The organism is Pseudomonas sp. TH06 (assembly GCF_016651305.1).
In the GTDB taxonomy this organism is placed as follows: Bacteria; Pseudomonadota; Gammaproteobacteria; order Pseudomonadales; family Pseudomonadaceae; genus Aquipseudomonas.
In genome coordinates this window covers 819,886-845,350 of record NZ_JAEKEC010000001.1, presented here as the reverse complement: position 1 = coordinate 845,350, position 25,465 = coordinate 819,886, and the positions used below count along the sequence as shown (strand labels likewise).

Genomic DNA, 25,465 nt, shown 5'->3' with positions numbered 1-25,465 from the left:
GTGAGTTGTTGGTGGGGGTGTTAAAATATTACTTCCTCATAATTTGTCTGATTTCGCGGCTGTTTTTATTTAAATCGATCGTCAATAGTTTGCTGGCTCCTTAGAGGGCGAAATCTATTAATCAGCAAGGTATTGTAAAATGTTTGATGAACCACGTGGTATTACTCGTATCGAGGTAAAGGTCGACTCCACAAGGTCAGGCCAGCATAAAGTGCTTTATGCCAATGGGCGTATGCAGGTGCGGGTGTTGGTACTTCTGCACGGAACTGATACCAATGGCAACGGCGCATCGCTGTATGGGCATCCCGCACTGCAATCACTGCGGTTGATCGCCTATAACGGCGCGCGGCCTCTGGAGGGGAACTGGAGCGTATCGCAGCAGGAAAATCGATATGCTCACGAAATGTCTGGTGGTGCACCGCGGGTTACCGAAGTTCCACGTGCCACGCACAACCGTATAAGTGACGACTCTGATCCGGTGCAGATTTTCCAGTTTTGGGTTTCGGCCACCAAGCCAGGAATCATGGAAGTGGCCGCCGAAATTCTCATGGACGGTGTGTTATTGCGAAGTAACGGCATTGGCTTTGACAGCAGTGTTACCCTGGAAGCAATTCCGCCGAAAGAATATTCGCTGAATAGCTTTACATTCAAAGAATATGGTAGCAAGCGGCAGAGAGCGCAATACGACTGGGTTCACACTTATCACATTGGGCTACACGCAGAGGGCAGGCAGATTCACCTGCTTGACTGGTACAGCAGTGAGGTAAAACTTGATCCTTATGATTCCGAAGATGCAGTACAGTTCTATGCTTCCGGATTAATTCTTGGCACCCTCGACGGGCGCAGAAGCTTTTACGGCTACATGGCGCCTATTTATGGACTGAAAGCAACCCTGCGCAGTCCCCTCGGCATCATGACCGTGCCGATCAACAATGTGCCCGGACAATTGACGCTTGTTAAATATATTTCCGCTGATCTGCTAGCGGAGCGGAAAGGCGAAGATACATTTGAGTTTGCAGTAATCGATGAGTTTGGTTCGGAACACAGGCTTTGTATCGAAGGTGATAAAGAGCAGCGCGCTTTTATTCTGGGTGAGTCCAGGCGGCCAATGAAACAGCTTGTCTGATTTCTGATGGGGCCAGCGGTTTTCGCTGGCCAACTTGACTAGTCAGTATCTGCATCTTTAAATAAAAGGACGGTTTTCAATGGAGAGTAATTCATCTTCCGCTGTTCATTCTAATGCTTTTAACTTCGGTGAGTTTGTTTCCGGAGGTGTTGATCCCCGAACGGGCATGTACACGTGCTCCTTTTCGTTGGGCAATTTGCACTCGTCGGATCTCAACGGCCCTGAGTTTGCACTTGCACTGGGCTTCAATCCACTCAATCAGGCAGACTCCGGTTTTGGCATTGGCTGGTCTTTGACCATGACAAATTACGATTTGCGCAGCAAAGTCATGACGCTGTCCAATGGCGAGCGCTACAAGGCCGTAGAAACGTCTACCGGTCTGAAGTTCAAGGAAATGAAGCTGCAAACGGCAAAGGTGTTGGTGACCGGAGCAGGGCAATATGAAGTTCGATACAAGGATGGTCGGCGTGAACTGCTCAAGGTCCTGGCTGGCACTCAGGTCGCCGTAGCGACAAAAATAATCGCGGCAAACGGGGTGAGCATCGCGTTGAAGCACGAGTTGTTCAACCAGTTTCCCAGATTGGCCGAAGTCCATGACGCCAAACGATGCCTTCTGAAAATCACCCGCAATGCAGGTCAGGTAACACTGACCCGATATCCCGATACCTCATCCAGCTCTGATTACAAGCTGATCTTGAAGAACGCTCGGGTTACGGCAATCGAACTTCCGGTCGGCCGAGGTTGGGAGCTGGAATATGAAGTGATCGATGAGGCCAGCTATTTGTACCGCGTCGTCAATCCATTACGCGGCGTCGAATTCATTCGCTACAAGCGCCAAGGTCATCGCTTCGAAAATGGCGTGGAACGGACACTGCCGTTTGTTATCGCTCACGATATCTACCCTGGGCGCGGCCAACCCCGACTCTGCAAGGCATACACGTACTCCGACCACAACTTCCTTGGGCAGGGCGTCCTCCCGGCCAAGGACAATGACCTGGATCCTCTCTATCTGGCGCCCGGTCACTATGTCTACACCTCGGACGAGCAGTTGGTAGTAAGCGGCAAAGTACATACCCGCATTAAACGCACCTACAACAAGTTCCATCTGTTGGTGGCAGAGGTCACAACCTGTGGCGACGCACAGATCGCCACCGCCACGGAGTATTACTGCTCAGTCAAGAAGCCTTTCAATGAGCAGTTGGCTCAGTTCCGCATGCCTAAAGTCCATACGGTGACTCACCTTGATCGGCGCACCCGACAGACGCGTGTGGAAACTACCGCCACCGAGTTTGATGGCGAAGGCAACTTGCTCAAGCACGTCGAGCCAAGTGGGGTAACGACTTCGACGGAGTTCTATCCGGCAAATGGTGGAGACAATTGCCCTGAGGATCCGCTGGGCTTCTCCAGGTTCCCGAAAAAGAGGACGGTCACCGCTGCCGCGTCGGATGGTGCTTCGACTGTCACGTACTACGACTATGCCCTGCATCCTGGATTGGAGGGGGTGGAACTGGCATGCGTCGTACCGGTCGAGGAGCGTTTTTTCGAAGTTGTCGAAGGCCTTGAGGTCTTGCGCTCGAAAACCGAACGCAGTTACCTGGATACGCCAAAGGACCCGCTCAGGCACGGGGCCATGAAAAAGCAAAGTATCATCCTGAATGATAAGAAAACCTCTACCGAATTCTCCTATGAACTTGAGGATGACAGGTTGCGGATCAAGTCCAGCACACGCGGATTTGATGGCACACTGCAGGCCAGTGAGAAAGTGCTCTCGACGCTGACGGGATTGCCATTGTCAGAGGTCGGTGTCGATGGCGAACACATCGAGCATGAATACGATGCGATCGGCCGGGCAGTGTGCAAAACGGTGGCTTTCGGCACCCCCTACGCGGCCTCGACCAAGTGGGTCTATATGGCCGCCAGCAGGCAGCAGCCGGCCACAATGGTGACGACTGACCCGGCCGGCGGCGAGCAAAGAATGAATTATGACGGTCTGGGACGGGTGATCACCGTTCAGGAAAAGGACTGTGACCATCCCGACAAGGGCGGCCTCATCCAGATTCGCACGCTTTATTCTGCCCAGCATGATTCGGTCGGTCGCAAGGTGAAAGTGACGCTGACCGATTGGCGTGATGGCAAGCCTTATGGGGTCAGCACCCGCTACGAATTCGATTCCTGGGGCCAGGTCAGCAAGACGCTGCATGCCGACGGGCGTATCGAACACAGCGAGGCGGATCCGGTCCTTCGCCAGCAAACCAATTGGCTCCAGGGGATGGGCAAGACACTCACCCTCGTCAATGAGTTCGGTAAACCGCTCAGTGTCGAGAGCTTCAATCTGAAGAACAAGAGTCTGGGCAAAACCGTTTACACCTATGACGGGTTCGGGCGCACAACCAGCAAAACAGATCCTGTCGGCAATATCACTCGATTTGAATACGACGTTTTTGACCGGATAATCCGCAGTGTTCTGCCTGACTCCAGTGAGGTCGTGACCGACTACGCCAAGCATACCGATGAAGAGTTGCCAACCGACATCAAGGTTGGTGAAAAAGTGTTGGGGCAGCAAACGTATGACGGTTTGAATCGTTTGACACAAAGTACTGTGGGTGGGCGAAAGTCCGAGGCGGGTTATGAAGCGGGCTTCACTCAGCCGCAGTGGTACAAGAGTGCTGATGGTAAAAAAACCGAATTCACATATTTGCGCGATCTGGGCGGTTTACTGACGGAGCGCAAGGCAGGGGAGCTGGTCACGACTCTGACTTACGACCCCGTCAGTGGCAATCCATTGACCTGTACCGAAAGCGGCAGGGCACGCAGCTTTACCTATTACCCTTCCGGACGCCTCAAATCCGAAACGACGACCTTCGGCGCTATCACGAAAGCAACGTCCAGTACCTATTCCCTGCAGGGACGCCCGATCACCCAAGTCGATGTACTCGGAGCCGAAAGCAGATCCGAATACGATAAGCACGGCCGCCTGCTGTCCACCACGCAGGGTTCGTTGAAAACAGAATTCCACTACGACATCCAGACGGGGATGCTGGCCTGGACGAAAACCGAAGAGACGTCGATCAAGCGTCAGATGATCACCCGGTTTGCCTATGACGATATCGGTCGTGAAACCCGCCGTACATTTGAGATTCAGGGTCAGCCTGACCAGACGCTGGAATCGACTTATACGCTTGCCGGCAAACTGGCGCAGAAAGTGTCCAGGCGTGGCACGCAAATTTTGCGTGATGAACAATTCACCTACGATGTGCGCGGGCGTCTGATCCAGTACGACTGTGCTGGCACCCAAAAGCCACGCGATCCGTATGGCAAGGAAATTGTCCAGCAGACGTTCACCTTCGATGTGCTGGACAACATTCTTACCGTGCAGACGAAGTTCCCGCTGGGCGTGAATCTGACCACCTTCAGTTATGACAATCCTGATCCTGCACAACTCAGCGCAGTCAAACATTCTCATGCTGACTATCCGCCAGCAGTGACACTGGAATACGACGCCAACGGCAGGATGATCAAGGACGACCTGGCACGAACTCTGGCCTATGACTCATTCGGACGTCTCGAACAACTGTCCGGCGCAGGCGGTTCAGTCATTCGTGGCTATCATTACGACGGATTCGACGATCTGGTTGAACTGTCGCAACCCGACAAGATAACAACGCAGCGTTACTACTACGCAGGCCGGGTCGCCAATGAGGTGAGTGGTGAAAATTCATCCAGTGTTGTGCGTCACGGTGGAGCGCTTGTGGGGCAACAGCAACTCGGTTTGAACGCCGGTGCGCAGTTGTTTGGTACCGATCAGCAGCAAAGCGTGCTGGCAACGCTGGGCAAGGAACAGCTCACCGATTGCGCCTACAGCCCTTACGGGCATCGTCCTGCCGAAGGTGGTTTGTTCAGTCTGGCGGGGTTCAACGGCGAGCAGCTGGATCCGGTGACCGGGCTGTATCTGCTGGGTAACGGTTACAGAGCCTATAGTCCGACACTGATGCGTTTTCTCGCCCCCGACAGCATGAGTCCGTTCGGTGCGGGCGGATTGAATGCCTACAGTTATTGCCTGGGCGACCCTGTCAATCGTGTCGACCCTACCGGGCATATGTCGTTGGAAACGATCCTGGGAATCGGCCTCGGTGTTCTCGGAATTATTATCAGCGGGCTGACGGCTGGCGTGGCAACACCATGGGTCATGACGGCATTTTGGCTGGGTGTTACTTCAGGCCTGGCGGGTATTGCCAGCTCTTGGTTCGATGAGTATGCACCGGATGATCCAGCAGGAGAAATATTGGGCTGGATCAGTTTCGGTCTTGGACTGGCTTCACTCGGTGCAGGCTTGGCGGCGGGTGCAAAAGCCGCTGTGAATGCTGGCAGGAAGATGGCTTCAGCCTTTGGCAAAGGTCTCAGTCCCGCTGGCGAGGATACAGCCAAAGCGGCGAAACATTATTACAAGCCCGGAAAAGGCGCCAAGGCTGCGGCCAAAAAAGCCAAGACGCCTGTGGAAACAGCGTCGGACAAACCTTGGCAATTACAAAGGGCCAAAAAAGACAATTTCGTGTCTGAAATTAATGAGACGAGGGCTAAAGGTTTCTACGAACTCGTGGAAAGCAACAAGTCCGCCAGCCAAGCAGCCGCGGAGTCCGAGATGCTGTACGAGGAGTTCGGATCAGTTGGTGCTGGAAGAAAAGTAACGCATGTTTTTTTTGCGAGGACGAAAGGACGTGGGGAGCGTATTTACCTTCTGGAGGACAGTAAACAGAGAGTTTGCAAAGTCTTGCAGGCGGGCGGCCATATGTCCGACGGGCAGACCAACACAATGATGAAAACGGCTAAAAGCATTGATACAACGCGCTGGCCAGCGGCCTGAGTGCTTAGCTCGCCCTTTATGGGTTTGAAGGTCTGGAGTGCTGTTCCAGCGCCCACTCCACATGCTCCCTGACCAACTCCGACGGATAATCCCGTCGCGCCTTCAACGCCTCCAATACCGGAATCGTTGAAGGCGCATTGCCTAATCCCACCGCCAGATTGCGCAACCAGCGTTCATACCCGGCCCGCCGCAACGGCGAGCCTTCAGTGCTACTCAAAAACTTCTCTTCATCCCACAAAAACAGCTCGGCCAATTCGGCATTGTCGAGATTGTGCCGTGGCTTGAAGTCGCTTTCTCCGGAAGGCTTGGCAAATCGGTTCCACGGACAGACGATCTGGCAGTCATCGCAGCCGAACACCCGGTTGCCGATCAACGGTCGCAGGTCTTCGGGGATGGCGCTTTTCAGTTCGATGGTCAGATAAGAAATGCAGCGTCGAGCGTCCAGCACATAAGGGCCAACAAAGGCATTGGTCGGGCAGATGTCCAGGCAGGCGGTGCAACGACCACAGTGTTCGGTACTGTGCGGATCATCCACCGGCAGCGGCAGATCGACGAACAGTTCGCTTAAAAAGAAATAACTGCCGGCCTTGCGGTTCAACACCAGGGTGTTCTTGCCGATCCAGCCCAGCCCGGCCTGTTCTGCGATGGCTTTTTCCAGCACCGGGGCGCTGTCGACAAAGGCGCGGAACCCGAACGGCCCGATCTCGGACTGAATCTTGTCGGCCAATTGTTGAACGCGTTTACGGATCAACTTGTGGTAATCGCGGCCCAAGGCATAACGCGACACGTAGGCTTTTTCCGGTTGCGCCAGAAGTTTGGCCATCTCGGTATCGCCTGGCAGGTAGTCCATGCGCAGCGAAACCACGCGCAAAGTGCCCGGAACCAGTTCTTCGGGATGCGAGCGCTTGCTGCCGTGGGCGCCCATGTATTCCATTTCGCCGTGATAGCCAGCGGCGAGCCAGCGCTCCAGATGCTGCTCATGCTCGGCCAGATCGAGGCCGCTGATGCCGACTTGCTGAAAGCCCAGTTCGCGCCCCCAATCCTTGATCGATTGGGCGAGGGCGGGCAGGTCTGTGGTGATGGCGGACATGAGGCGAGAGAAACCGGAGCTGAGGTGCGTATAATTCTGCCAGACATCGGAGCCCGAAGACGCATGCCGCACACGAAAGATGAATTACCCGACGCGCTGTATGGCGCCGCACAGGTGCGCGAACTCGATGCGCGGCTGATCGCTGCCGGCACGCCGGGCTTCGAATTGATGCTGCGCGCCGCCCATGCGACATGGCGGGCACTGGTTCGACAATGGCCTTCAGAGACCGAGCTGAGCGTGTTGGCCGGGCATGGCAACAACGCAGGTGACGGTTATCTGGTCGCTGCACTGGCGCGGCGGGCAGGCTGGACGGTACGGGTGTTGGCGGTCGTTGACCCGCAGCGTTTGCAGGGTGATGCCGCGCTGGCCCATGCCGAGGCGTTGGCTGAAGGCGTCCCCGTGCAGGACTGGACTGCGCAAAGCGAACTGCACGGCGTCATCGTCGATGCCTTGCTCGGCACCGGCCTTACCGGTGAGGTGCGCGAGCCTTACGCCGGTGCCATCAAAGCGATCAACGCCAGCGGCTTGCCGGTAATCGCGGTGGATATTCCTTCCGGGCTGTGCGCCGATACCGGACACGTACTCGGTGACGCAGTTCGCGCCGACCTCACCGTCACCTTCATTGGTTTGAAAGTCGGCCTGTTTACCGGTGACGCAGCGGATTGCATCGGCGAACTGGTGTTTAACGATTTGCAAGCCACGGCCGAAACCTATCGTGACATTCCTGTCAGTGCTCGACGTCTCAACAAGGCTAATCTGCCGCGTCTGACCGCGCGTGCACCGACCGCGCACAAAGGACGATTCGGCCATGTGCTGCTGATTGGCGGCGATCACGGTTTCGGCGGGGCTATTCTGCTCAGTACCGAAAGCGCCCTGCGCAGCGGCGCTGGCATGGTTTCGCTGGCCACCCGCCCGGAACACGTGGCGGCGGCATTGACCCGCGTGCCGGAAGCCATGGCGCTTGGCGCTTCATCGGCCAACCAGTTAATGGGATTGCTGGACAAGGTTTCAGTGCTTGTTGCAGGTCCAGGTCTGGGGCAGGCGAGTTGGGGGCGGGCGTTATTGTCCGCTGCGGCCAATGCGCCGTTGCCACAAGTCTGGGACGCGGACGCCTTGAACCTGTTGGCGAGTGGTTTCGTCAGCCTGCCCAAAGACTGCGTGATCACTCCGCATCCGGGCGAGGCGGCACGTTTGCTGGGAATCAGCACCGCGCAAGTGCAGGCCGATCGTCCTGCTGCGGCATTGGCGTTGAGCAAAAAATATACAGCGGTTGTGGTGTTGAAAGGTGCCGGTAGCCTGATCGCGCATCCCGATGGACGTCTGGCGTTGTGTCATCAGGGCCATCCGGCCATGGCCACCGCCGGGCTCGGTGATGTGCTGGCGGGTTTGACCGGCGCATTGCTAGCGCAAGGCATGGCCGGTTTCGATGCCGCTTGCCTGGCCGTCTGGCTGCACGCCAATGCCGGGATGCAACAAGGTAAATTCGGCCGTGGGCTGGCGGCCAGTGATCTGATTCCAGCCATTCGTCAGTTGTTGGAGGAGCATGCACCGTGTCTGAAGTAACCCTGTACCTGGCCGATGAACAGGAAATGAGCGACTTTGGCGCACGGATCGCCCGCGTTACCCAGGGTCACGGCCTGATTTTTCTCGAAGGCAATCTGGGGATGGGCAAAACCACGCTGTCCCGGGGCATCATCCGTGGGTTGGGGCATGTCGGTGCGGTAAAAAGTCCGACCTTCACGTTGGTCGAGCCCTACGAGATCGGCGACATCCGCGCCTTCCACTTCGACCTGTATCGCCTGGTCGATCCGGAGGAGCTGGAGTTTCTCGGCATCCGCGACTACTTCGAAGACGACGCCTTGTGCCTGATCGAGTGGCCCGATAAAGGTGCAGGCTTTTTGCCAAAGCCTGACCTGACCATTACCATTAGCCCGCAAGACAGCGGGCGTTCGCTGAAAATTTTATCCCGGGGTTCGCGCGGCGAGGCCTGGTGTGCCGCTTTGGCATTGGAATCCAATTAAATGATGGGGTTAGGTATGCGCTTTCGCGCGTTGGTGGCTGCCGCTGGACTGATATTGATGGCAGTAACCGTCAACGCTGTGGCCGATACGAAGGTCAACAGCGTGCGCCTGTGGCGCGCACCGGACAACACGCGGCTGGTCTTCGACCTGAGCGGTCCGGTACAGCACAGCGTCTTCACCCTGACCGCACCGGATCGGCTGGTGATCGATATTAATGGCGCCACCCTCGGCGCGCCGCTGAATGTGCAGACGGCCAACACACCGATCACCGCGATGCGCTCGGCCCAGCGCACGCCGACCGATCTACGGGTGGTCATCGATCTGAAGAAAGCCGTCACCCCGAAAAGCTTCTCGCTGGCGCCCAATGCACAGTACGGCAACCGTCTGGTGGTCGATCTGTTCGATAACCCGGCCGATGCCGCACCTGCACCCGCGCCTGCTCCAACGCCTTCGGTGGCGACCATGCCAGCGGTGCCAGTCACACCTTCCGAACCGGCAATCAAGTTGCCGCCAGCTCCGGCCGGCAAACGCGACATTATTGTGGTGATCGACGCCGGACACGGTGGCGAAGACCCGGGTGCGTCCGGCTCGCGTGGCCAGCGTGAGAAAGACGTGGTGTTGCAGATCGCCCGCGAATTGCAGCGCCAGGTCAACGGCATGAAAGGCTTCCGCGCCGAACTGACGCGTACGGGCGACTACTTCATTCCGTTGCGCGGCCGTACCGAAATCGCCCGCAAGAAGGGCGCCGATCTGTTCGTTTCGATTCACGCCGACGCCGCGCCGTCTGCGGCGGCCTTCGGTGCTTCGGTGTTTGCCCTGTCTGATCGCGGCGCCACGTCGGAGACCGCACGTTGGCTGGCCGACAGTGAAAACCGTTCCGACCTGATCGGTGGTGCCGGTAACGTCAGCCTCGACGACAAGGACCGCATGCTCGCGGGCGTGTTGCTCGACCTGTCGATGACCGCATCGCTGACCTCCAGCCTCAACGTCGGCCAGAAAGTCCTGACCAACATCGGTCGCGTGACGCCGCTGCACAAGCAGCGAGTGGAACAGGCCGGGTTCATGGTGTTGAAGTCGCCGGATATCCCGTCGATCCTGGTCGAAACCGGGTTTATCTCCAACGCCAATGAAGCGAACAAGCTTTCGGCGTCGAGCCATCAGCAAGCGCTGGCGCGTTCGATCAGCAGCGGCGTGCGCCAGTTCTTCCAGCAGAACCCGCCACCGGGCACCTACATCGCCTGGCTGCGTGATTCCGGCAAGATCGCCCAAGGCCCGCGTGACCACCGCGTAAGCCCGGGCGAAACGCTGGCGATGATCGCCGTGCGTTATCAGGTGTCGCCGGCAACGTTGCGCAGCGCCAACAATCTGAAGAGCGATGATCTGAAGGCCGGTCAGCACTTGACCATTCCTGGCACCGAACTGGCGTCCAAAGAATGAATCAGGTGTTGAACGCTGCCCGCATCGAACTGCTCAGCCCACGGCTGGCGAACCAGATTGCCGCCGGTGAGGTGGTCGAGCGTCCGGCCTCGGTGATCAAGGAGTTGCTGGAAAACAGCCTCGACTCCGGTGCCAAGCGCATTGATGTCGATGTCGAGCAGGGCGGCGTCAAGCTGCTGCGCGTTCGCGATGACGGCAGCGGCATTTCCGCTGATGACCTGCCGCTGGCGCTGGCCCGTCACGCCACCAGCAAGATCCGCAATCTGGAAGACCTCGAACAGGTGATGAGCCTGGGTTTTCGTGGTGAAGCACTCGCGTCGATCAGCTCCGTGGCGCGACTGACCCTGACCTCGCGCACCCGCGATGCCGATCAGGCCTGGCAGGTCGAAACCGAGGGGCGCGACATGGCGCCTCGCGTGCAGCCGGCAGCGCATCCGGTCGGCACTTCGGTGGAAGTCCGCGACCTGTTCTTCAATACCCCGGCTCGCCGAAAATTCCTCAAGACTGAAAAAACCGAATTCGATCACCTGCAAGAAGTGATCAAGCGTCTGGCGCTGGCGCGTTTCGACGTAGCGTTCCATCTGCGCCACAACGGCAAGACCATCCTCAGCCTACACGAGGCCCATGATGATGCGGCCCGCGCGCGGCGTGTGGCGGCGATCTGCGGTTCGGGTTTCCTTGAGCAGGCGTTGCCGATCGAGATCGAGCGTAATGGTCTGCACCTGTGGGGCTGGGTCGGGTTGCCGACCTTCAACCGTAGCCAGGCGGATTTGCAGTATTTCTTTGTGAACGGCCGGGCAGTGCGCGACAAACTGGTGGCCCACGCCGTGCGTCAGGCCTATCGCGACGTGCTGTTCAACGGTCGCCATCCGACGTTTGCACTGTTTTTCGAGGTTGATCCGGCAGCGGTCGACGTCAACGTCCACCCGACCAAACACGAAGTGCGCTTCCGTGACGGGCGCATGGTGCATGACTTCCTTTACGGCACCTTGCACCGGGCGCTGGGCGATGTGCGTCCGGAGGATCAGCTTGCCGGTTCAGTGACCACCGCCATCGTCCGTCCGACAGGGTTGGATGCTGGCGAATTCGGCCCGCAGGGCGAAATGCGTCTGGCGGCCAATGCGCTGCTGGAGCAACCGCAGGCGCAACCGGCATTCAATACCTCGTCGGGCGCCAGCGCTGGCGGCGCTTATCAGTATCAATACACGCCGCGTCCGCAATCTGCCGTGCCGCCGGCTGCCGAGGCACAAGCGGCGTATCGCGAGTTTTTCGCGCCGCTGCCCGAGGCCAATGCCAACGCGTTGCCGGCCGGTCAGGAAGACATTCCGCCGCTCGGTTATGCGCTGGCGCAGCTCAAGGGCATCTACATTCTGTCGGAGAACGCCCAGGGCCTGGTGCTGGTGGACATGCACGCCGCTCATGAGCGGATCATGTACGAACGCCTGAAGATCGCCATGGCCAGCGAAGGTCTGAGCGGCCAGCCGTTGCTGGTGCCGGAGTCGTTGGCGGTCAGTCAGCGCGAAGCTGATTGTGCTGAAGAGCACGCGGCGTGGTTCCAGCGTCTTGGCTTCGAATTGCAGCGTCTGGGCCCGGAAACATTGGCGATCCGCCAGATTCCAGCATTGCTCAAGCAGGCCGAGGCCAACCGCCTGGTCGGTGATGTGCTGTCGGACTTGATGGAATACGGCACCAGCGACCGGATTCAGGCACACCTGAACGAACTGCTCGGCACCATGGCCTGCCACGGCGCGATCCGCGCCAACCGGCGCCTGGCCCTCCCGGAAATGAACGGCCTGCTGCGCGACATGGAAAACACTGAGCGCAGCGGTCAATGCAACCATGGCCGACCGACCTGGACCCAATTGGGCCTGGACGATCTGGACAAACTGTTCCTGCGCGGTCGTTGATGAGCCAGCTTCCTCCAGCGATTTTCCTGATGGGCCCGACCGCTGCGGGCAAGACCGATCTGGCCATCGAGCTGACCAAGGTATTGCCGTGCGAGCTGATCAGCGTCGATTCGGCGCTGGTCTATCGCGGCATGGACATCGGCACGGCCAAACCGTCCAAAGAGCTGCTTGCCGAATATCCGCACCGTTTGATCGATATTCTCGATCCGGCCGAGGCGTATTCGGCAGCGGATTTCCGTCGCGATGCCCTGCAAGCCATGGCCGAAATCACCGCACGCGGAAAAATTCCGCTGCTGGTGGGCGGCACGATGCTCTATTACAAGGCTTTGGTCGATGGTCTGGCCGACATGCCCGCAGCCGATGCGGACGTCCGTGCGCAGATCGAAGAAGAGGCTGCACGCCTTGGCTGGCAAGCCTTGCATGATCAATTGGCGGTCATCGATCCGGTGTCAGCGGCACGGATTCATCCGAACGATCCGCAGCGCCTGAGTCGTGCGCTGGAAGTTTATCGGGTCAGCGGTCAGAGCATGACCGCGCTGCGTCAGCAACAATCTGCGCAAAGTACTGAAGCAGCCGCTTCGGGACTGCAACAATTGCCCTATACTGTCGCGAACTTGGCCATTGCCCCGGCAAATCGTCAGGTACTGCACGAGCGCATTAAACAAAGATTCACAAATATGTTGGAACAGGGGTTCATCGACGAGGTCGTAGCCCTGCGTAAAAGAAGTGACCTGCATTCGGGGTTGCCGTCTATACGTGCAGTAGGTTACCGCCAAGTCTGGGATTACCTGGATGGCAAGCTGACGTTGGCCGAAATGCAGGAGCGTGGAGTCATTGCCACGCGCCAATTGGCCAAACGCCAGTTCACCTGGCTGCGCAGCTGGGAAGATTTACACTGGCTGGACAGTCTTGATTGCGACAATCTGCCACGCGCCTTGAAATACCTTGGGACCATCTCCATATTGAGCTGAGTCCTTGCAATTGCCGTCTATCCTTGGGGGTGTGACGGCCAAAGCCATCTGAATTACCTATTTTTATTATTGAATCCTTAAAGGAGTGCGGCACATGTCAAAAGGGCATTCGCTACAAGACCCTTACTTGAATACTTTACGTAAAGAGAAAGTTGGGGTTTCCATCTACCTGGTCAACGGTATCAAACTGCAAGGCACGATCGAGTCGTTCGACCAGTTCGTGATCCTGCTGAAAAACACCGTCAGCCAGATGGTCTACAAACACGCTATCTCGACAGTAGTGCCGGTTCGTCCAATTCGTCTGCCTAGCGCAACCGAATCCGAAGCAGGTGACGCTGAGCCAGGTAACGCCTGATAGGAGTCTCCTTTGTTCTTTGAGCGCCACGGTGGTGGTGAGCGAGTCATTCTCGTTCACTTGGATGGACAGGACCCTGAGGCGCGCGAAGATCCGCAGGAGTTTCAGGAATTGGCTAATTCGGCGGGCGCCGAGACCGTTGCGTTTTTTAACGTGCCGCGTCATCGGCCAACCGCCAAATTCCTGATTGGCAGCGGCAAGGTCGAGGAATTACGCGACCTGGTACATGCCGAAGAAGCCGATCTGGTGATCTTCAATCACACCCTCACGCCCAGTCAGGAACGTAACCTCGAACGTGTTTTCGAGTGTCGCGTGATCGACCGCACCGGTCTGATTCTCGATATTTTTGCCCAACGCGCGCGTACCCATGAAGGCAAGCTCCAGGTAGAACTGGCCCAGCTTGACCACATGAGCACCCGGCTGGTTCGTGGCTGGACCCACCTTGAGCGTCAGGGTGGCGGCATCGGCATGCGTGGTCCGGGTGAAACCCAGCTGGAAACCGACCGCCGTCTGCTGCGGGTTCGCCTGCGACAGATCAAGGGGCGGCTGGAAAAAGTGCGCAGTCAGCGCGAACAGTCGCGCCGCGGCCGTTCCCGTGCGGATATTCCTACCGTTTCCCTGGTGGGCTATACCAACGCCGGCAAATCCACACTCTTCAATAACGTGACGAAATCCGACGTCTACGCGGCCGACCAATTGTTCGCCACGCTGGATCCGACCCTGCGCCGTCTGGAACTGGACGACCTGGGGCCGATCGTCCTGGCTGACACGGTGGGGTTCATTCGCCACCTGCCGCACAAGCTGGTCGAGGCATTTCGGTCTACGCTCGAAGAGTCGAGCAACTCCGACCTCTTGTTGCACGTGATCGATGCGGCCGAACCGGATCGCATGTTGCAGATCGAGCAGGTGATGGTGGTGCTGGGCGAGATTGGCGCCCAGGACTTGCCGATCCTTGAGGTATACAACAAACTCGATTTGCTTGAAGGCGTTGAGCCACAAATCCAGCGCGACGAAAACGGCAGGCCGCAACGGGTCTGGTTGTCGGCGCGTGATGGCAGTGGTCTGGAATTGCTTGAGCAAGCCATTGCCGAGTTGTTGGGCAGTGACCTGTTTGTCGGTACCTTGCGGTTGCCTCAGCGTTTTGCGCGTCTGCGTGCACAGTTTTTCGAACTGGGTGCGGTGCAGAAAGAAGAATACGACGAAGAAGGTGTCAGCTTGCTGGCCGTTCGATTGCCGCGCTCGGAGCTCAATCGACTGGTCAGTCGTGAAGGCGTTGTGCCGACGGAGTTCATCGAGCAACACACTTTGCAATAAAAGCCTGACAAAGCGGTTGTGCCGCGACGGCAGGCATTCTGTAGCATTGGTCGGCGCGCCGTGGGTGCGTCTTTGCTTTATCAGATGGAGAGCGCTATGGCTTGGAATGAGCCGGGTGGCAACTCGAACAATCAGGATCCTTGGGGTGGCAAGCGCCGCAATAACGGCGACCGCAAGGGGCCACCGGATCTCGACGAGGCCTTCCGAAAGCTGCAGGAAAGCCTGAACGGGTTGTTCGGTGGTGGTAAGAAACGCGGTGGTGATGACGGCGGCGGTTCGGGCAGGAGTGGCGGCTTCGGCGGTCTGCTCGGCATCGGCCTTGTTGTGCTGGCGGCTGTCTGGCTGTACAGCGCGGTCTACGTGGTCGACGAGCAGGAGCAAGCCGTGGTGCTGCGCTTCGGCAAGTACTACGAAACCGTCGGCCCGGGCCTGAACATCTACTTCCCGCCGATCGATAAAAAGTACATGGAAAACGTCACGCGTGAGCGTGCCTACACCAAGCAGGGGCAGATGCTGACCGAAGACGAGAACATCGTCGAAGTCCCGCTGACCGTGCAGTACAAGATCAGCAACCTGCAGGATTTCGTGCTGAACGTTGATCAGCCGGAAATCAGCCTGCAGCATGCGACCGACAGCGCCCTGCGCCACGTGGTGGGTTCCACCGCCATGGACCAGGTGCTGACCGAAGGTCGTGAATTGATGGCCAGCGAAATCAAGGAGCGTCTGCAACGCTTCCTCGATACCTATCGCACCGGTATCACCGTTACCCAGGTCAACGTACAGAGCGCAGCGGCACCGCGTGAAGTGCAGGAAGCCTTCGACGACGTGATCCGCGCCCGTGAAGACGAGCAGCGTTCGCGCAACCAGGCTGAAACCTACGCAAACGGCGTTGTGCCGGAAGCCCGTGGTCAGGCCCAGCGTATCCTCGAGGATGCCAACGGTTACCGCGACGAAACGGTCTCGCGCGCCAAGGGTGAGGCTGATCGCTTTACCAAACTGGTCGCCGAGTATCGCAAGGCACCTGAAGTCACCCGCCAGCGTCTGTACCTGGACACCATGCAGGAAGTCTTCAGCAACACCAGCAAGGTACTCGTGACCGGCAACAAGAACGGCCAGAGCAACCTGCTTTACCTGCCGTTGGACAAAATGATTCAGAACAGTTCGGGCAGCAATGCGCCGGTCACCGGTTCGGCTGCAGCCAGTAACACGGATGTCACGCCGCATGTCACTGACCTGCCGCAGTCGCGCACAAGGGAGACCCGCTGATGAGCAATAAATCGCTGATCGCCCTGATCGTTGGCGTTGTCGTGGTACTGGTGGGCTGGAACTGCTTCTACATCGTCGCTCAGACCGAGCGTGCGGTGCTGCTGCAATTCGGTCGTGTGGTGCAGGCAGATGTTCAGCCAGGTCTGCATGTGAAGGTGCCTTACGTTAACCAGGTGCGTAAATTTGACGCACGTCTGATGACACTCGATGCACCGACGCAACGTTTCCTGACCCTGGAAAAGAAAGCCGTCATGGTTGATGCCTACGCCAAGTGGCGCGTGAAAGATGCCGAGCGCTTCTACACCGCAACTTCCGGCCTCAAGCAAATCGCCGACGAGCGTCTGTCCCGTCGTCTGGAGTCCGGTCTGCGTGACCAGTTCGGCAAGCGCACCCTGCACGAAGTCGTGTCGGGCGAGCGTGATGCGCTGATGGCTGACATCACCGCTTCGCTGAACAAGATGGCGGAAAAAGAGCTGGGTATCGAAGTTGTCGATGTCCGGGTCAAGGCTATCGATCTGCCGAAAGAAGTGAACCGCAGCGTGTTCGAGCGTATGAGCACCGAGCGTGAGCGTGAAGCTCGCGAGCACCGCGCCAAGGGTAACGAGCTGGCTGAAGGCATCCGTGCCGACGCAGATCGTCAACGCCGCGTGCTGCTGGCTGAAGCCTATCGTGAATCCGAAGAGGTTCGCGGTGACGGTGATGCCCAGGCTGCTGCGATCTACTCCAAGGCCTACGGTCAGGATCAGGAGTTCTATGGTTTCTACCGTAGCCTGCGCGCCTACCGTGAAAGCTTCGCGAACAAATCCGACGTCCTGGTCCTCGACCCAAGCAGCGACTTCTTCCGTTACCTGGAAAAGTCCAAGCCTTGACACGACGTTGACCTGAATCATTCCGCCCGGCGGCTAAAACCTCGGGCGGGGTGATCCTTTGGGAAAACGTGTGTATGATGCGGCAGCCGGGAAATTCCCGGCTTTTTTGCGTCTGCACGTTTGATTGCTGTTTTTGCTGCAGAACATCGGGTTGAATGACTCGACAGTTTTTCGAGGAAAGTGATGGGCGAAGCCGGTATCAGGCCTTTCGCTGCGTCGTTCATGCGCGTGCGTTTTGAACGGCCCGGTCATTTTCTGCTTCACTCAAGGCTCGCCCTCGTGCTGGCCGCCCGGATCAAAGGGGAATGGCGTAATGGCAACGGTAGACCGCTGGCTGCTGCCAGATGGCATCGAAGAAGTACTGCCACCAGAAGCGGCGCGCATTGAAGTAGCGCGTCGTCAGGTGTTGGATCTGTTCCAGAGCTGGGGTTACGAGTTTGTCGTGACTCCCCATATCGAGTACCTGGAATCCCTGTTGACCGGCGCGGGCCAGGACCTGGATCTGCGTACCTTCAAGGTCATCGACCCGCAGTCGGGCCGGCAGATGGGTTTCCGTGCTGACATCACGCCGCAAGTGGCGCGCATCGATGCGCACACTCTGCGTCGTGAAGGCCCGAGCCGTCTGTGCTACGCCGGCAGCGTGCTGCATGCCCAGCCGCGTGCACTGTCGTCCTCGCGCAGCCCGATCCAGTTGGGCGCCGAGTTGTACGGCGATGCCAGCCCGAGTAGCGACGTCGAAGTCATCAGCCTGATGCTGGCCATGCTGCAACTGGCCGATGTGCCGGATGTGCACATGGACCTTGGCCATGTCGGCATCTACCGTGGTCTGGCGCGCGCCGCCGGCCTGTCCGGTGAAGTCGAGCAGCAGCTGTTCGATGCATTGCAACGCAAGGCCATCGACGAGGTCATTACCTTGACCGAAGGTTTGCCGGCCGATCTGTCCGGCATGCTGCGTGCGCTGGTTGACCTGTGTGGCGGCCGTGAAGTGCTGGCTGCTGCCCGCGAGCGTCTGGCCAATGCGCCGACGCCGGTGCTGGCCGCACTGGAAGATTTGCTGGCAATCGCCGAGCGTCTGTCGGCGCGCTTCCCGGAGCTGCCGCTGTACTTTGATCTGGGCGAGCTGCGCGGTTACCACTACCACACCGGTGTGGTGTTCGCGGTGTTTGTGCCGGGCGTTGGCCAGTCCATCGCTCAGGGCGGTCGCTACGATGACATCGGTGCCGACTTCGGTCGCGCCCGTCCGGCGACAGGCTTCTCTACCGATTTGAAAACCCTGGTGACCCTGGGGCGTGCTGAGATCGAGCTACCGTCTGGCGGTATCTGGATGCCTGACAGTACGGATGCGGCACTCTGGCAGCAGGTTTGTCAGTTGCGCAGTGAGGGTCAGCGTGTCGTTCAGGCCTTGCCTGGACAACCTTTGGCCGCCGCCCGTGATGCGGACTGCGACCGGCAATTGATTCAGCAGAACGGGCTTTGGCAAGTATCGCCACTGGCTTCTTGAGTTTTCCTGCCGGCCATCGCCGGCACCAAGTTTGCGCGAATGAGGACAAGTGTTATGGGTAAGAATGTCGTAGTCCTGGGCACCCAATGGGGTGATGAGGGCAAAGGCAAGATCGTTGATCTGCTGACCGAACATGCTGCCGCCGTAGTGCGCTACCAAGGTGGCCACAACGCTGGCCACACCCTGGTGATCGACGGCGAAAAAACCGTCTTGCACCTGATCCCGTCGGGCGTGCTGCGCGAAGGCGTGCAGTGCCTGATCGGCAACGGCGTGGTGGTTGCACCTGACGCCCTGCTGCGCGAGATCACCAAGCTGGAAGAGAAAGGCGTACCGGTGCGCGAGCGCCTGCGTATCAGCCCGTCCTGCCCGCTGATCCTGTCGTTCCACGTGGCGCTGGACCAGGCCCGTGAAAAGGCCCGTGGCGAGCTGAAGATCGGTACTACCGGTCGCGGCATCGGCCCGGCATACGAAGACAAGGTTGCACGTCGTGGCCTGCGTGTGGGTGACCTGCTCAACATGCCGCGCTTTGAAGACAAGCTGCGTGAACTGGTGGATTACCACAACTTCATGCTGGTCGGTTACTACAAAGAGCCTGCCATCGAGTTCGAAAAGACTCTGGCCGAGTGCAAGGAATACGCTGAGCTGCTCAAGCCGCTGATGCTCGACGTGACCGCCGAGTTGCACGACCTGCGCCGTGCCGGCAAAGACATCATGTTCGAAGGCGCCCAGGGTTCGTTGCTCGACATCGACCACGGCACCTACCCGTACGTGACCAGCTCCAACACCACCGCTGGTGGCGTGGCGACCGGTTCGGGCGTTGGCCCGATGTTCCTGGACTACATCCTGGGCATCACCAAGGCTTACACCACTCGCGTTGGTTCGGGTCCATTCCCGACTGAGCTGTTTGACGAAGTCGGCGCCCACCTGGCCAAGCAAGGTCACGAGTTCGGTGCTACCACCGGCCGTGCCCGTCGTTGCGGCTGGTTCGACGCCGTTATCCTGCGTCGCGCTATCGATGTGAACAGCATCTCGGGCATCTGCCTGACCAAGCTGGACGTACTCGACGGCCTGGAAACCATCAACATCTGCGTCGGCTACAAAGACGCACAGGGCAACACCGTTGCCCCGACTGACGCTGACAGCTACGTCGGCCTTCAGCCTGTATATGAAGAAGTGCCGGGCTGGACCGAATCGACCGTGGGCGCTAAAACCCTGGAAGAGCTGCCGGCCAACGCCCGTGCCTACATCAAGCGCGTCGAAGAGTTGATCGGCGCGCCGATCGACATTATTTCGACGGGCCCGGATCGCAACGAAACCATCGTTCTGCGTCATCCGTTCGCTTGATAAGTCGTTGATGTAAAAACACAAAGGCCCCTTAATCGGGGCCTTTGTCGTTTATGCCTGTTGGACGGCATGACCTTTGCTGTGAATCTCCCTACAAGAGTGCCATCAAATTAATGGCGTCAGAAGTAGAGGTATTCACAGTGTCGGCCGTTCTCTCACTGTTACAAAGCCGTTTGTTGCGACCTGTATTCGTTACCCTTGGTATCGCCCTTTTGGTGCAGGTGTTGGTGGCGGTCGCCCTGACACGGAGCACCGTCACGGCGCTGGAAGCTGATCTGGCTGTACGCCTGGGTGCTGACAGCCAAAAGCTCTCCGGCGAACTGGAACAGGCCGGGCGGGCAGTCACTTCGAGCCTCGATGCCTTGTCAGCCAGCACCCGTCAGCGTCTGACGGCTGGTTTGTCCTCGCGTCTGAAGGACGAGCAGGTGCAGCTACGTGCAACGCTGGAAAAAGATCTGAAGGATTCGGCCAATGACATGGCGCAGTTGCTGGCCTCCGTCGCGCCGCGTGCGATGTGGGACAGCGACGTACCGACCTTGTCCGAATTTGCACGACGCGCCCAGCGCAATCCCAATGTGCTGTTCGTGGTCTACGACGACGCCACCGGTCAGCACCTGACCCGTTACCTCAACCGCGAAAACCCGATCAACAAGGCTTTGCTGGAAAAAGGTCAGGGTGAGCGTGCGCTGGACAAAGTGTTGGATGCGGCGAAAAACGATCCGTCGGTTTACTACCTCGAAGCGTCGATCAACCCGAATGGCGTGGAAATCGGCAAAGTGCTGATGGGCGTTTCCACGGCCTCTGTGGAAACCGATCTGGCCGCGCTCGACAAACGCTTCTCGGCGCTGATTGCCAGCAGCGATCAACTGGTCGGCGACAGCCTGAAAGGCGCTGCAGCGGACAGCGCCACGGCCATGCAGGCGCGTCTGCAATCGGCGCAGTCGACTGCGGCGCAGATGAAGTCCAATACCGCCAGCACCGTTCAGGAAGCGGCGGCCACCCTGCGCTGGCGGATCGGTCTGGGTCTGGCGCTGGTCGGCTGTGGCGTCTTGCTGTTGCTGGCGGTGGTGCTTGGGCATCGCGTAGTCAATCGCTTGAAGATGCTCAACGTGGCGATGGACGATCTGGCGGCAGGCGAGGGCGATCTGACCAAGCGTGTGCAGATCAACAGCAAGGACGAAATCGGCGACATGGCTGCGGCGGTCAACCGCTTTGTGGATAAGTTACAGCCGATCGTGCGCGAGGCGGGCGATGTGGCCCAGCGTACCGGTGTCGAAATTGGCGCGATGACCCTGCGCAATGCTGGCGCCGATGCGGCGGCGGGGATGCAGCGTGATGAAGTGGCGGAAAGTCTGCGGGCGCTGTCGCAAATGGCTGACGAAGCACAATCGGAAAGCCACGCGATGCAGGCGGCGTTGAAGCAGGTTGTGGATATTCGCCAGGCGACTGACGAAAACACACGCACGTCGGCCAAGGTTGGCAGTTTGATCGAAGCGCTGGCGGGGCAGGTCGATACCGGGGCGAAAGTCATTGAGCGGCTGGCGCAGCAGAGTGAGCAGATTGAAGTGGTGTTGACGGTGATTCACGGGATCGCCGAGCAGACCAACTTGCTGGCATTGAACGCAGCCATTGAAGCGGCGCGGGCGGGCGAGACCGGACGTGGTTTCGCCGTGGTGGCGGACGAAGTGCGGGCGCTGGCCAGCAAGACGCAAAGTTCGACTGGTGATATTCAGGCGCACATCGTCGCGTTGCAGCAGGGCGCGCGTGAGGCGGTGGAAGCGATTGGTCAGGCCGGACGTCAGGCCAGCGAAGGTTTGCTGGTGCTGCGCGACAGTGCGCGGCTACAGCAGTCGGTGCAGGCCTCGGTCGAGCAGGTGCATGCGGCGATTGGCCTGGCGACGCAGGCCGCTGCGCATCAGGCGCAAGGGGCGCAGGCAGTGCGTGGGCGGGTCGAGACAATTCATGCGCAGGCCGAGAAAGCGGCGCAGGCGGTGGTGGAAACCACGGCGAGTGGCAAGGTGCTGGATGGTCTGGCGGCGCAACTCAAGGCGAGTCTGGGGCAGTTCAGGGCTTGATGTTGTCTTATAGGGGTCCATCGCGAGCAGGCGCACTCTTACAGAGAAGTGCGTTCCAATGTAGGAGTGAGCCTGCTCGCGATAGCCATTTCAGCGGCTCAGATACATCCGCGTCGTAAGTAAATAGACCGGCAATCCGGAAACAACAATCAACAGCGCCGCATAAGGCGCCGCCGCTGCAAATTCAACATTCGCGGTATGTGCCCAGACCTCGGTTGCCAAGGTATTGAGCCCGGTCGGACTCAGCAGCAGCGTCGCCGTCAATTCCTTCATCGCATCCAGAAACACCAGCGCAAATGCCGCGCCCAAGGCCGGGAAGATGATCGGCAGCGTCACCCGGCAAAATGCCGTGAACGACGATGCGCCAAGTGTACGCGCGGCCTCTTCCAGCTGCGGTGCAGCCTTGTTCAGCGCGGTACGAATCGGCGCCTGAGCCAATGGCAGAAACAGCAGCGCATAAGCGATCAGTAGCAACCCGGATGTCTGATACAGCGCTGGCACGTAATGCAGGGCGAAATACACCAGCGTCAGCGCAATCACCAGTCCCGGCAGCGCATGCAGCAGATACGGCAGACGCTCGGCCCAGATCGCCAGTTGGCCTTTGTAACGCACCACCAGAAGTCCGACCGGCACCGCCAGCACCAAGCACAACGCCGCTCCACCCAGCGACAAGGCCAGTGACGACAACAGGGCTTCGGTAATCGCAGCAACCGGGAAGGCCGCCGAGGAACCCACCGCAAGCCAGTAGGCCAGCATCCCCAGCGGAATCCCGCTGCCGGCAATCGCCAGCATCAGGCAATACAACTGACCGACAGCGGCCCACGGCCCCAGCCGAACTTGCTCGGCCTGGCGCGCCGCACCTTGCCCGGTGCGCACATGCCGGCCCTTGCCGCGCACGCGCAGTTCCAGCCACAGCAGCACCAGACATAGCGCCAGCAGCACCGCAGACAGCATCGCCGCGTTGGCGTTACTGAATTCCAGTTCGAATTGCTGATAGATCGCGGTGGTGAAGGTTTGCAGGCCGATGATCGACAGTGCGCCGAACTCCACCAGCATGTGCAAGGCAATCAGCAGCGAGCCGGCCAGCAGCGACGGCCAGAGCAGCGGCAGGGTGACGCGGAAAAACACGCCCCAGCGGTTTTGGCCCAGCGTGCGGGCGGATTCTTCAAGGGAGGGATCAAGATTGCGCAGGGTTGCTGCAACCGGCAAAAAGATCAGCGGATATTTCGACAGGCTCATCACCAGAATCGCCCCGCCGAGTCCTTCGAACTGCGCGCTCAACGAAACCCAGGTGAAGCTGCTGACGAACGCTGGCACCGCGAACGGCAGGCACAGAATCACGCCCCATAGACGCCGGCCCGGCAAATTGCTGCGTTCCAGCAGCCACGCCAGCGACAGGCCAATCACGCCGCAAGTGAGTGTCACGCCCACCATCAACGCCAAGGTGTTGCGCAGCAGGCCGAAAACATACGGGCGCCACAACAAGTGCAGCGCCTCGGCCCAGCCCGCCTGCCAGGCCTTGAGTCCGACATACGCCAACGGCAACAGGCTCAGCGCCACCAGCAGCAACACTGGCAGCACCAGCCAGACTGACGGGCGTTTGCGCCGTGGCACGTAACCCCCGCGCGCGGCGGGGGCGGATAACGATGCGGTCATCAGTTCAAGCCAACTTCGCGTTCCAGATCCAGTGCTTCTTCGGCGTTGCCCAGATCCGCCGGAGTGACATTCGGTGCTTCCAGCTCACTGAACGGCTTGAGTCCGCGATCCGACTCCATGCCTCTATGCAGCGGATATTCGGCGGTGGTCTGAGTGATCACGCGCTGACCTTCTTGGCTGGCCATGTAGGCAAGGAATTGCTGGGCTTCTTGGGGGTGTTTGCTGGATTTCAGCACGGCTGCGCTGGACACGGTGATCAGGCCGCCGACGTCACCGCCGGTGAAGTAATGCAGCTTCGAATCAAGCTTGCCTTTCTCGCGTTGCAGGGCGAACCAGTAGTAGTTGTTGACCAGGACGGTGGCGACTTCGCCGTTTTCCACAGCCTTGAGCGCGACCATGTTGTTGCTGTAGGTCTTGCCGAAGGCGCGCAGCCCGGTCAGCCATTCTTCGGCGGCGTCGCGACCGTGCATCTTGATGATCGCTACCGCTTGTTCCTGGAATGCGCCGCTGGTGGGCACGAAGCCGACCTTGCCTTGCCACTTCGGATCGGAGAACTCCATCACCGATTTCGGCAGATCTTTTTCATCGACCAGTTTTGGATTGTAAGCGACTACTCGAACCCGCGCGGTGATGCCGATCCAGGTGCCATTGCCGGCCACGTATTTCTCTGGCAAAACCGCCAGTGTGGCGTCATCGGTCTTGGCCAGCAGGCCTTGCTCGCCAAGGTTATTCAGCGGTGGGGATTCTTCGGTGTAGATCACGTCGGCAGGGGAGCGGTCGCCCTCTTCGATGATCTGGCTGGCGAGCTGATTGCTGCTGCCTTTGCGCACATTGACGTGAATGCCGGTCTTGGCTTCGAAGGCTTTGGCGATCGCGTCGCCGACTTCCTTGTGCTGGCCGTTATAGAGAGTCAGGGAAACCGCATCGGCAGCCTGGGTGAGGGGAGTGGCGAGCGCCAGGCCGAGGAGGGTGAAGGTCAAGCCTCGGCGCAGGGTATTTCGAAACGTCATTCGCAGGGTTCCTCACTGTCGCATTGCAAAAACTTGCAACAATGATAAACGATATTGTTTCTCAAGTGCGCCTTGCGGGACGACGCAGGGTCTGGTACTGCTCATGCGCTGAAATGTAGGAGCTGCCGCAGGCTGCGATCTTTTGATCTGTTTTTAAAGCAAGATCAAGAGATCGCAGCCTTCGGCAGCTCCTACAGGGGATTTGTGTTTTTTCGGAAGCCAGAAACGCAAAAACCCGCTTTCGCGGGTTTTTGTGAAACTCAACGTCGTAACCTTGAGTTTGAATTGGTGCCCAGAAGAAGACTCGAACTTCCACGACCGTAAGGTCACCAGCACCTGAAGCTGGCGTGTCTACCAATTTCACCATCTGGGCATTCATCGCAAGCGTTGCCGCTGTTGATGTGGCGCACTATACGGAGCGCTTTTTGATCTGTAAACCCCTGATTTAATTTTAATAATCCGGTTTTAACAAATCCGTTCCTTAGAATGCAAAAAACCCGCTTTCGCGGGTTTTTGTGTGAGTTCTGAAACTGTTCTAGTCTCAAACTCGAAATTGGTGCCCAGAAGAAGACTCGAACTTCCACGACCGTAAGGTCACCAGCACCTGAAGCTGGCGTGTCTACCAATTTCACCATCTGGGCAGTATCGGCAACGCTTGTACG

Annotated in this window: 17 protein-coding genes and 2 tRNA genes; 14 read left to right on the top strand and 5 right to left on the bottom strand. The window is 58.6% G+C overall.

Features of this window, described 5'->3' with window-relative positions; genetic code table 11:
• Window positions 1-139 precede the first annotated feature (139 nt).
• Both JFT86_RS03740 and JFT86_RS03735 read left to right on the top strand, forming a co-directional pair.
• Window positions 140-1,126, top strand: coding sequence for a hypothetical protein (locus tag JFT86_RS03740; protein ID WP_201232116.1), 987 nt, complete (start codon window positions 140-142; stop codon window positions 1,124-1,126).
• A 79-nt stretch (window positions 1,127-1,205) separates the two neighbouring features.
• On the top strand, window positions 1,206-5,987 hold the full coding sequence (locus JFT86_RS03735) for an RHS repeat-associated core domain-containing protein (RefSeq protein ID WP_201235791.1): 4,782 nt from the start codon (window positions 1,206-1,208) through the stop codon (window positions 5,985-5,987).
• Window positions 5,988-6,003: 16 nt separating this feature from the next.
• Here JFT86_RS03735 and queG read toward each other — a convergent pair whose 3' ends face one another.
• Window positions 6,004-7,077, bottom strand: a complete 1,074-nt coding sequence (queG, locus tag JFT86_RS03730; RefSeq protein WP_201235790.1) for a tRNA epoxyqueuosine(34) reductase QueG — start codon at window positions 7,075-7,077, stop codon at window positions 6,004-6,006.
• A 63-nt stretch (window positions 7,078-7,140) separates the two neighbouring features.
• On the opposite strand from queG, the gene JFT86_RS03725 reads away from it, so the two are divergent.
• From JFT86_RS03725 to JFT86_RS03670, 12 genes are all read left to right on the top strand, one after another.
• Complete coding sequence (locus JFT86_RS03725) at window positions 7,141-8,640, top strand: NAD(P)H-hydrate dehydratase (RefSeq protein WP_201235789.1); 1,500 nt, start codon at window positions 7,141-7,143, stop codon at window positions 8,638-8,640.
• Complete coding sequence (gene tsaE, locus JFT86_RS03720; RefSeq protein ID WP_201235787.1) at window positions 8,628-9,098, top strand: tRNA (adenosine(37)-N6)-threonylcarbamoyltransferase complex ATPase subunit type 1 TsaE; 471 nt, start codon at window positions 8,628-8,630, stop codon at window positions 9,096-9,098. Before JFT86_RS03725 ends, tsaE begins: the two co-directional genes overlap by 13 nt.
• Window positions 9,099-10,535, top strand: a complete 1,437-nt coding sequence (locus JFT86_RS03715) for an N-acetylmuramoyl-L-alanine amidase (RefSeq protein ID WP_277951918.1) — start codon at window positions 9,099-9,101, stop codon at window positions 10,533-10,535. It begins immediately after the preceding gene.
• Window positions 10,536-10,540: 5 nt separating this feature from the next.
• Entirely contained in the window at window positions 10,541-12,442 is a 1,902-nt protein-coding gene (gene mutL / locus JFT86_RS03710; protein WP_201238549.1) for a DNA mismatch repair endonuclease MutL, read from the top strand.
• The gene (gene miaA, locus JFT86_RS03705) at window positions 12,442-13,413 is read left to right on the top strand and encodes a tRNA (adenosine(37)-N6)-dimethylallyltransferase MiaA (protein ID WP_201235783.1); all 972 of its coding nucleotides are present in this window, start codon (window positions 12,442-12,444) and stop codon (window positions 13,411-13,413) included. The genes mutL and miaA overlap by 1 nt, the downstream gene beginning before the upstream one ends.
• Before the next feature lie 94 nt (window positions 13,414-13,507).
• Window positions 13,508-13,768, top strand: a complete 261-nt coding sequence (gene hfq / locus JFT86_RS03700; protein WP_007902656.1) for an RNA chaperone Hfq — start codon at window positions 13,508-13,510, stop codon at window positions 13,766-13,768.
• Window positions 13,769-13,780: 12 nt separating this feature from the next.
• Window positions 13,781-15,082 carry a ribosome rescue GTPase HflX gene (gene hflX / locus JFT86_RS03695; protein ID WP_103304663.1) on the top strand — a complete coding sequence of 434 codons (1,302 nt, stop codon included), beginning with the start codon at window positions 13,781-13,783 and terminating at the stop codon, window positions 15,080-15,082.
• A gap of 96 nt (window positions 15,083-15,178) precedes the next feature.
• Window positions 15,179-16,348 carry an FtsH protease activity modulator HflK gene (gene hflK / locus JFT86_RS03690; protein WP_201235781.1) on the top strand — a complete coding sequence of 390 codons (1,170 nt, stop codon included), beginning with the start codon at window positions 15,179-15,181 and terminating at the stop codon, window positions 16,346-16,348.
• Window positions 16,348-17,217 carry a protease modulator HflC gene (hflC, locus tag JFT86_RS03685; RefSeq protein WP_034151639.1) on the top strand — a complete coding sequence of 290 codons (870 nt, stop codon included), beginning with the start codon at window positions 16,348-16,350 and terminating at the stop codon, window positions 17,215-17,217. Before hflK ends, hflC begins: the two co-directional genes overlap by 1 nt.
• A 313-nt stretch (window positions 17,218-17,530) precedes the next feature.
• Window positions 17,531-18,718, top strand: coding sequence for an ATP phosphoribosyltransferase regulatory subunit (locus JFT86_RS03680; RefSeq protein WP_201235779.1), 1,188 nt, complete (start codon window positions 17,531-17,533; stop codon window positions 18,716-18,718).
• A gap of 54 nt (window positions 18,719-18,772) precedes the next feature.
• Window positions 18,773-20,062 (top strand): adenylosuccinate synthase, encoded by a 1,290-nt coding sequence (locus JFT86_RS03675; RefSeq protein ID WP_201235777.1) that lies wholly within the window; start codon window positions 18,773-18,775, stop codon window positions 20,060-20,062.
• Between the two features lie 140 nt (window positions 20,063-20,202).
• Window positions 20,203-22,137 (top strand): methyl-accepting chemotaxis protein, encoded by a 1,935-nt coding sequence (locus tag JFT86_RS03670; RefSeq protein ID WP_201235775.1) that lies wholly within the window; start codon window positions 20,203-20,205, stop codon window positions 22,135-22,137.
• Between the two features lie 90 nt (window positions 22,138-22,227).
• Here the strand turns inward: JFT86_RS03670 and JFT86_RS03665 are convergent, their stop codons facing one another.
• The 4 genes from JFT86_RS03665 to JFT86_RS03650 all read right to left on the bottom strand — a co-directional run bounded on the left by JFT86_RS03665 (window position 22,228) and on the right by JFT86_RS03650 (window position 25,444).
• The gene (locus JFT86_RS03665) at window positions 22,228-23,793 is read right to left on the bottom strand and encodes an iron ABC transporter permease (RefSeq protein ID WP_201235772.1); all 1,566 of its coding nucleotides are present in this window, start codon (window positions 23,791-23,793) and stop codon (window positions 22,228-22,230) included.
• On the bottom strand, window positions 23,793-24,803 hold the full coding sequence (locus JFT86_RS03660) for an iron ABC transporter substrate-binding protein (RefSeq protein ID WP_201235770.1): 1,011 nt from the start codon (window positions 24,801-24,803) through the stop codon (window positions 23,793-23,795). Before JFT86_RS03660 ends, JFT86_RS03665 begins: the two co-directional genes overlap by 1 nt.
• Window positions 24,804-25,089: 286 nt before the next feature.
• Window positions 25,090-25,176, bottom strand: a tRNA-Leu gene (locus JFT86_RS03655).
• A 181-nt stretch (window positions 25,177-25,357) separates the two neighbouring features.
• Window positions 25,358-25,444 (bottom strand) — tRNA-Leu (locus JFT86_RS03650).
• Between the last annotated feature and the right edge of the window lie 21 nt (window positions 25,445-25,465).

Excerpts from the sequence above, each read along its gene's own strand:
- hflC (WP_034151639.1), top strand. The coding sequence starts at position 16,348 with ATGAGCAATAAATCGCTGATCGCCCTGATCGTTGGCGTTGTCGTGGTA.
- JFT86_RS03680 (WP_201235779.1), top strand. The coding sequence starts at position 17,531 with ATGGCAACGGTAGACCGCTGGCTGCTGCCAGATGGCATCGAAGAAGTA.
- JFT86_RS03735 (WP_201235791.1), top strand. The coding sequence starts at position 1,206 with ATGGAGAGTAATTCATCTTCCGCTGTTCATTCTAATGCTTTTAACTTC.
- hfq (WP_007902656.1), top strand. The coding sequence starts at position 13,508 with ATGTCAAAAGGGCATTCGCTACAAGACCCTTACTTGAATACTTTACGT.
- JFT86_RS03665 (WP_201235772.1), bottom strand. The coding sequence starts at position 23,793 with ATGACCGCATCGTTATCCGCCCCCGCCGCGCGCGGGGGTTACGTGCCA.
- JFT86_RS03725 (WP_201235789.1), top strand. The coding sequence starts at position 7,141 with ATGCCGCACACGAAAGATGAATTACCCGACGCGCTGTATGGCGCCGCA.
- JFT86_RS03740 (WP_201232116.1), top strand. The coding sequence starts at position 140 with ATGTTTGATGAACCACGTGGTATTACTCGTATCGAGGTAAAGGTCGAC.
- hflK (WP_201235781.1), top strand. The coding sequence starts at position 15,179 with ATGGCTTGGAATGAGCCGGGTGGCAACTCGAACAATCAGGATCCTTGG.
- miaA (WP_201235783.1), top strand. The coding sequence starts at position 12,442 with ATGAGCCAGCTTCCTCCAGCGATTTTCCTGATGGGCCCGACCGCTGCG.
- queG (WP_201235790.1), bottom strand. The coding sequence starts at position 7,077 with ATGTCCGCCATCACCACAGACCTGCCCGCCCTCGCCCAATCGATCAAG.
- JFT86_RS03715 (WP_277951918.1), top strand. The coding sequence starts at position 9,099 with ATGATGGGGTTAGGTATGCGCTTTCGCGCGTTGGTGGCTGCCGCTGGA.
- JFT86_RS03660 (WP_201235770.1), bottom strand. The coding sequence starts at position 24,803 with ATGACGTTTCGAAATACCCTGCGCCGAGGCTTGACCTTCACCCTCCTC.
- JFT86_RS03675 (WP_201235777.1), top strand. The coding sequence starts at position 18,773 with ATGGGTAAGAATGTCGTAGTCCTGGGCACCCAATGGGGTGATGAGGGC.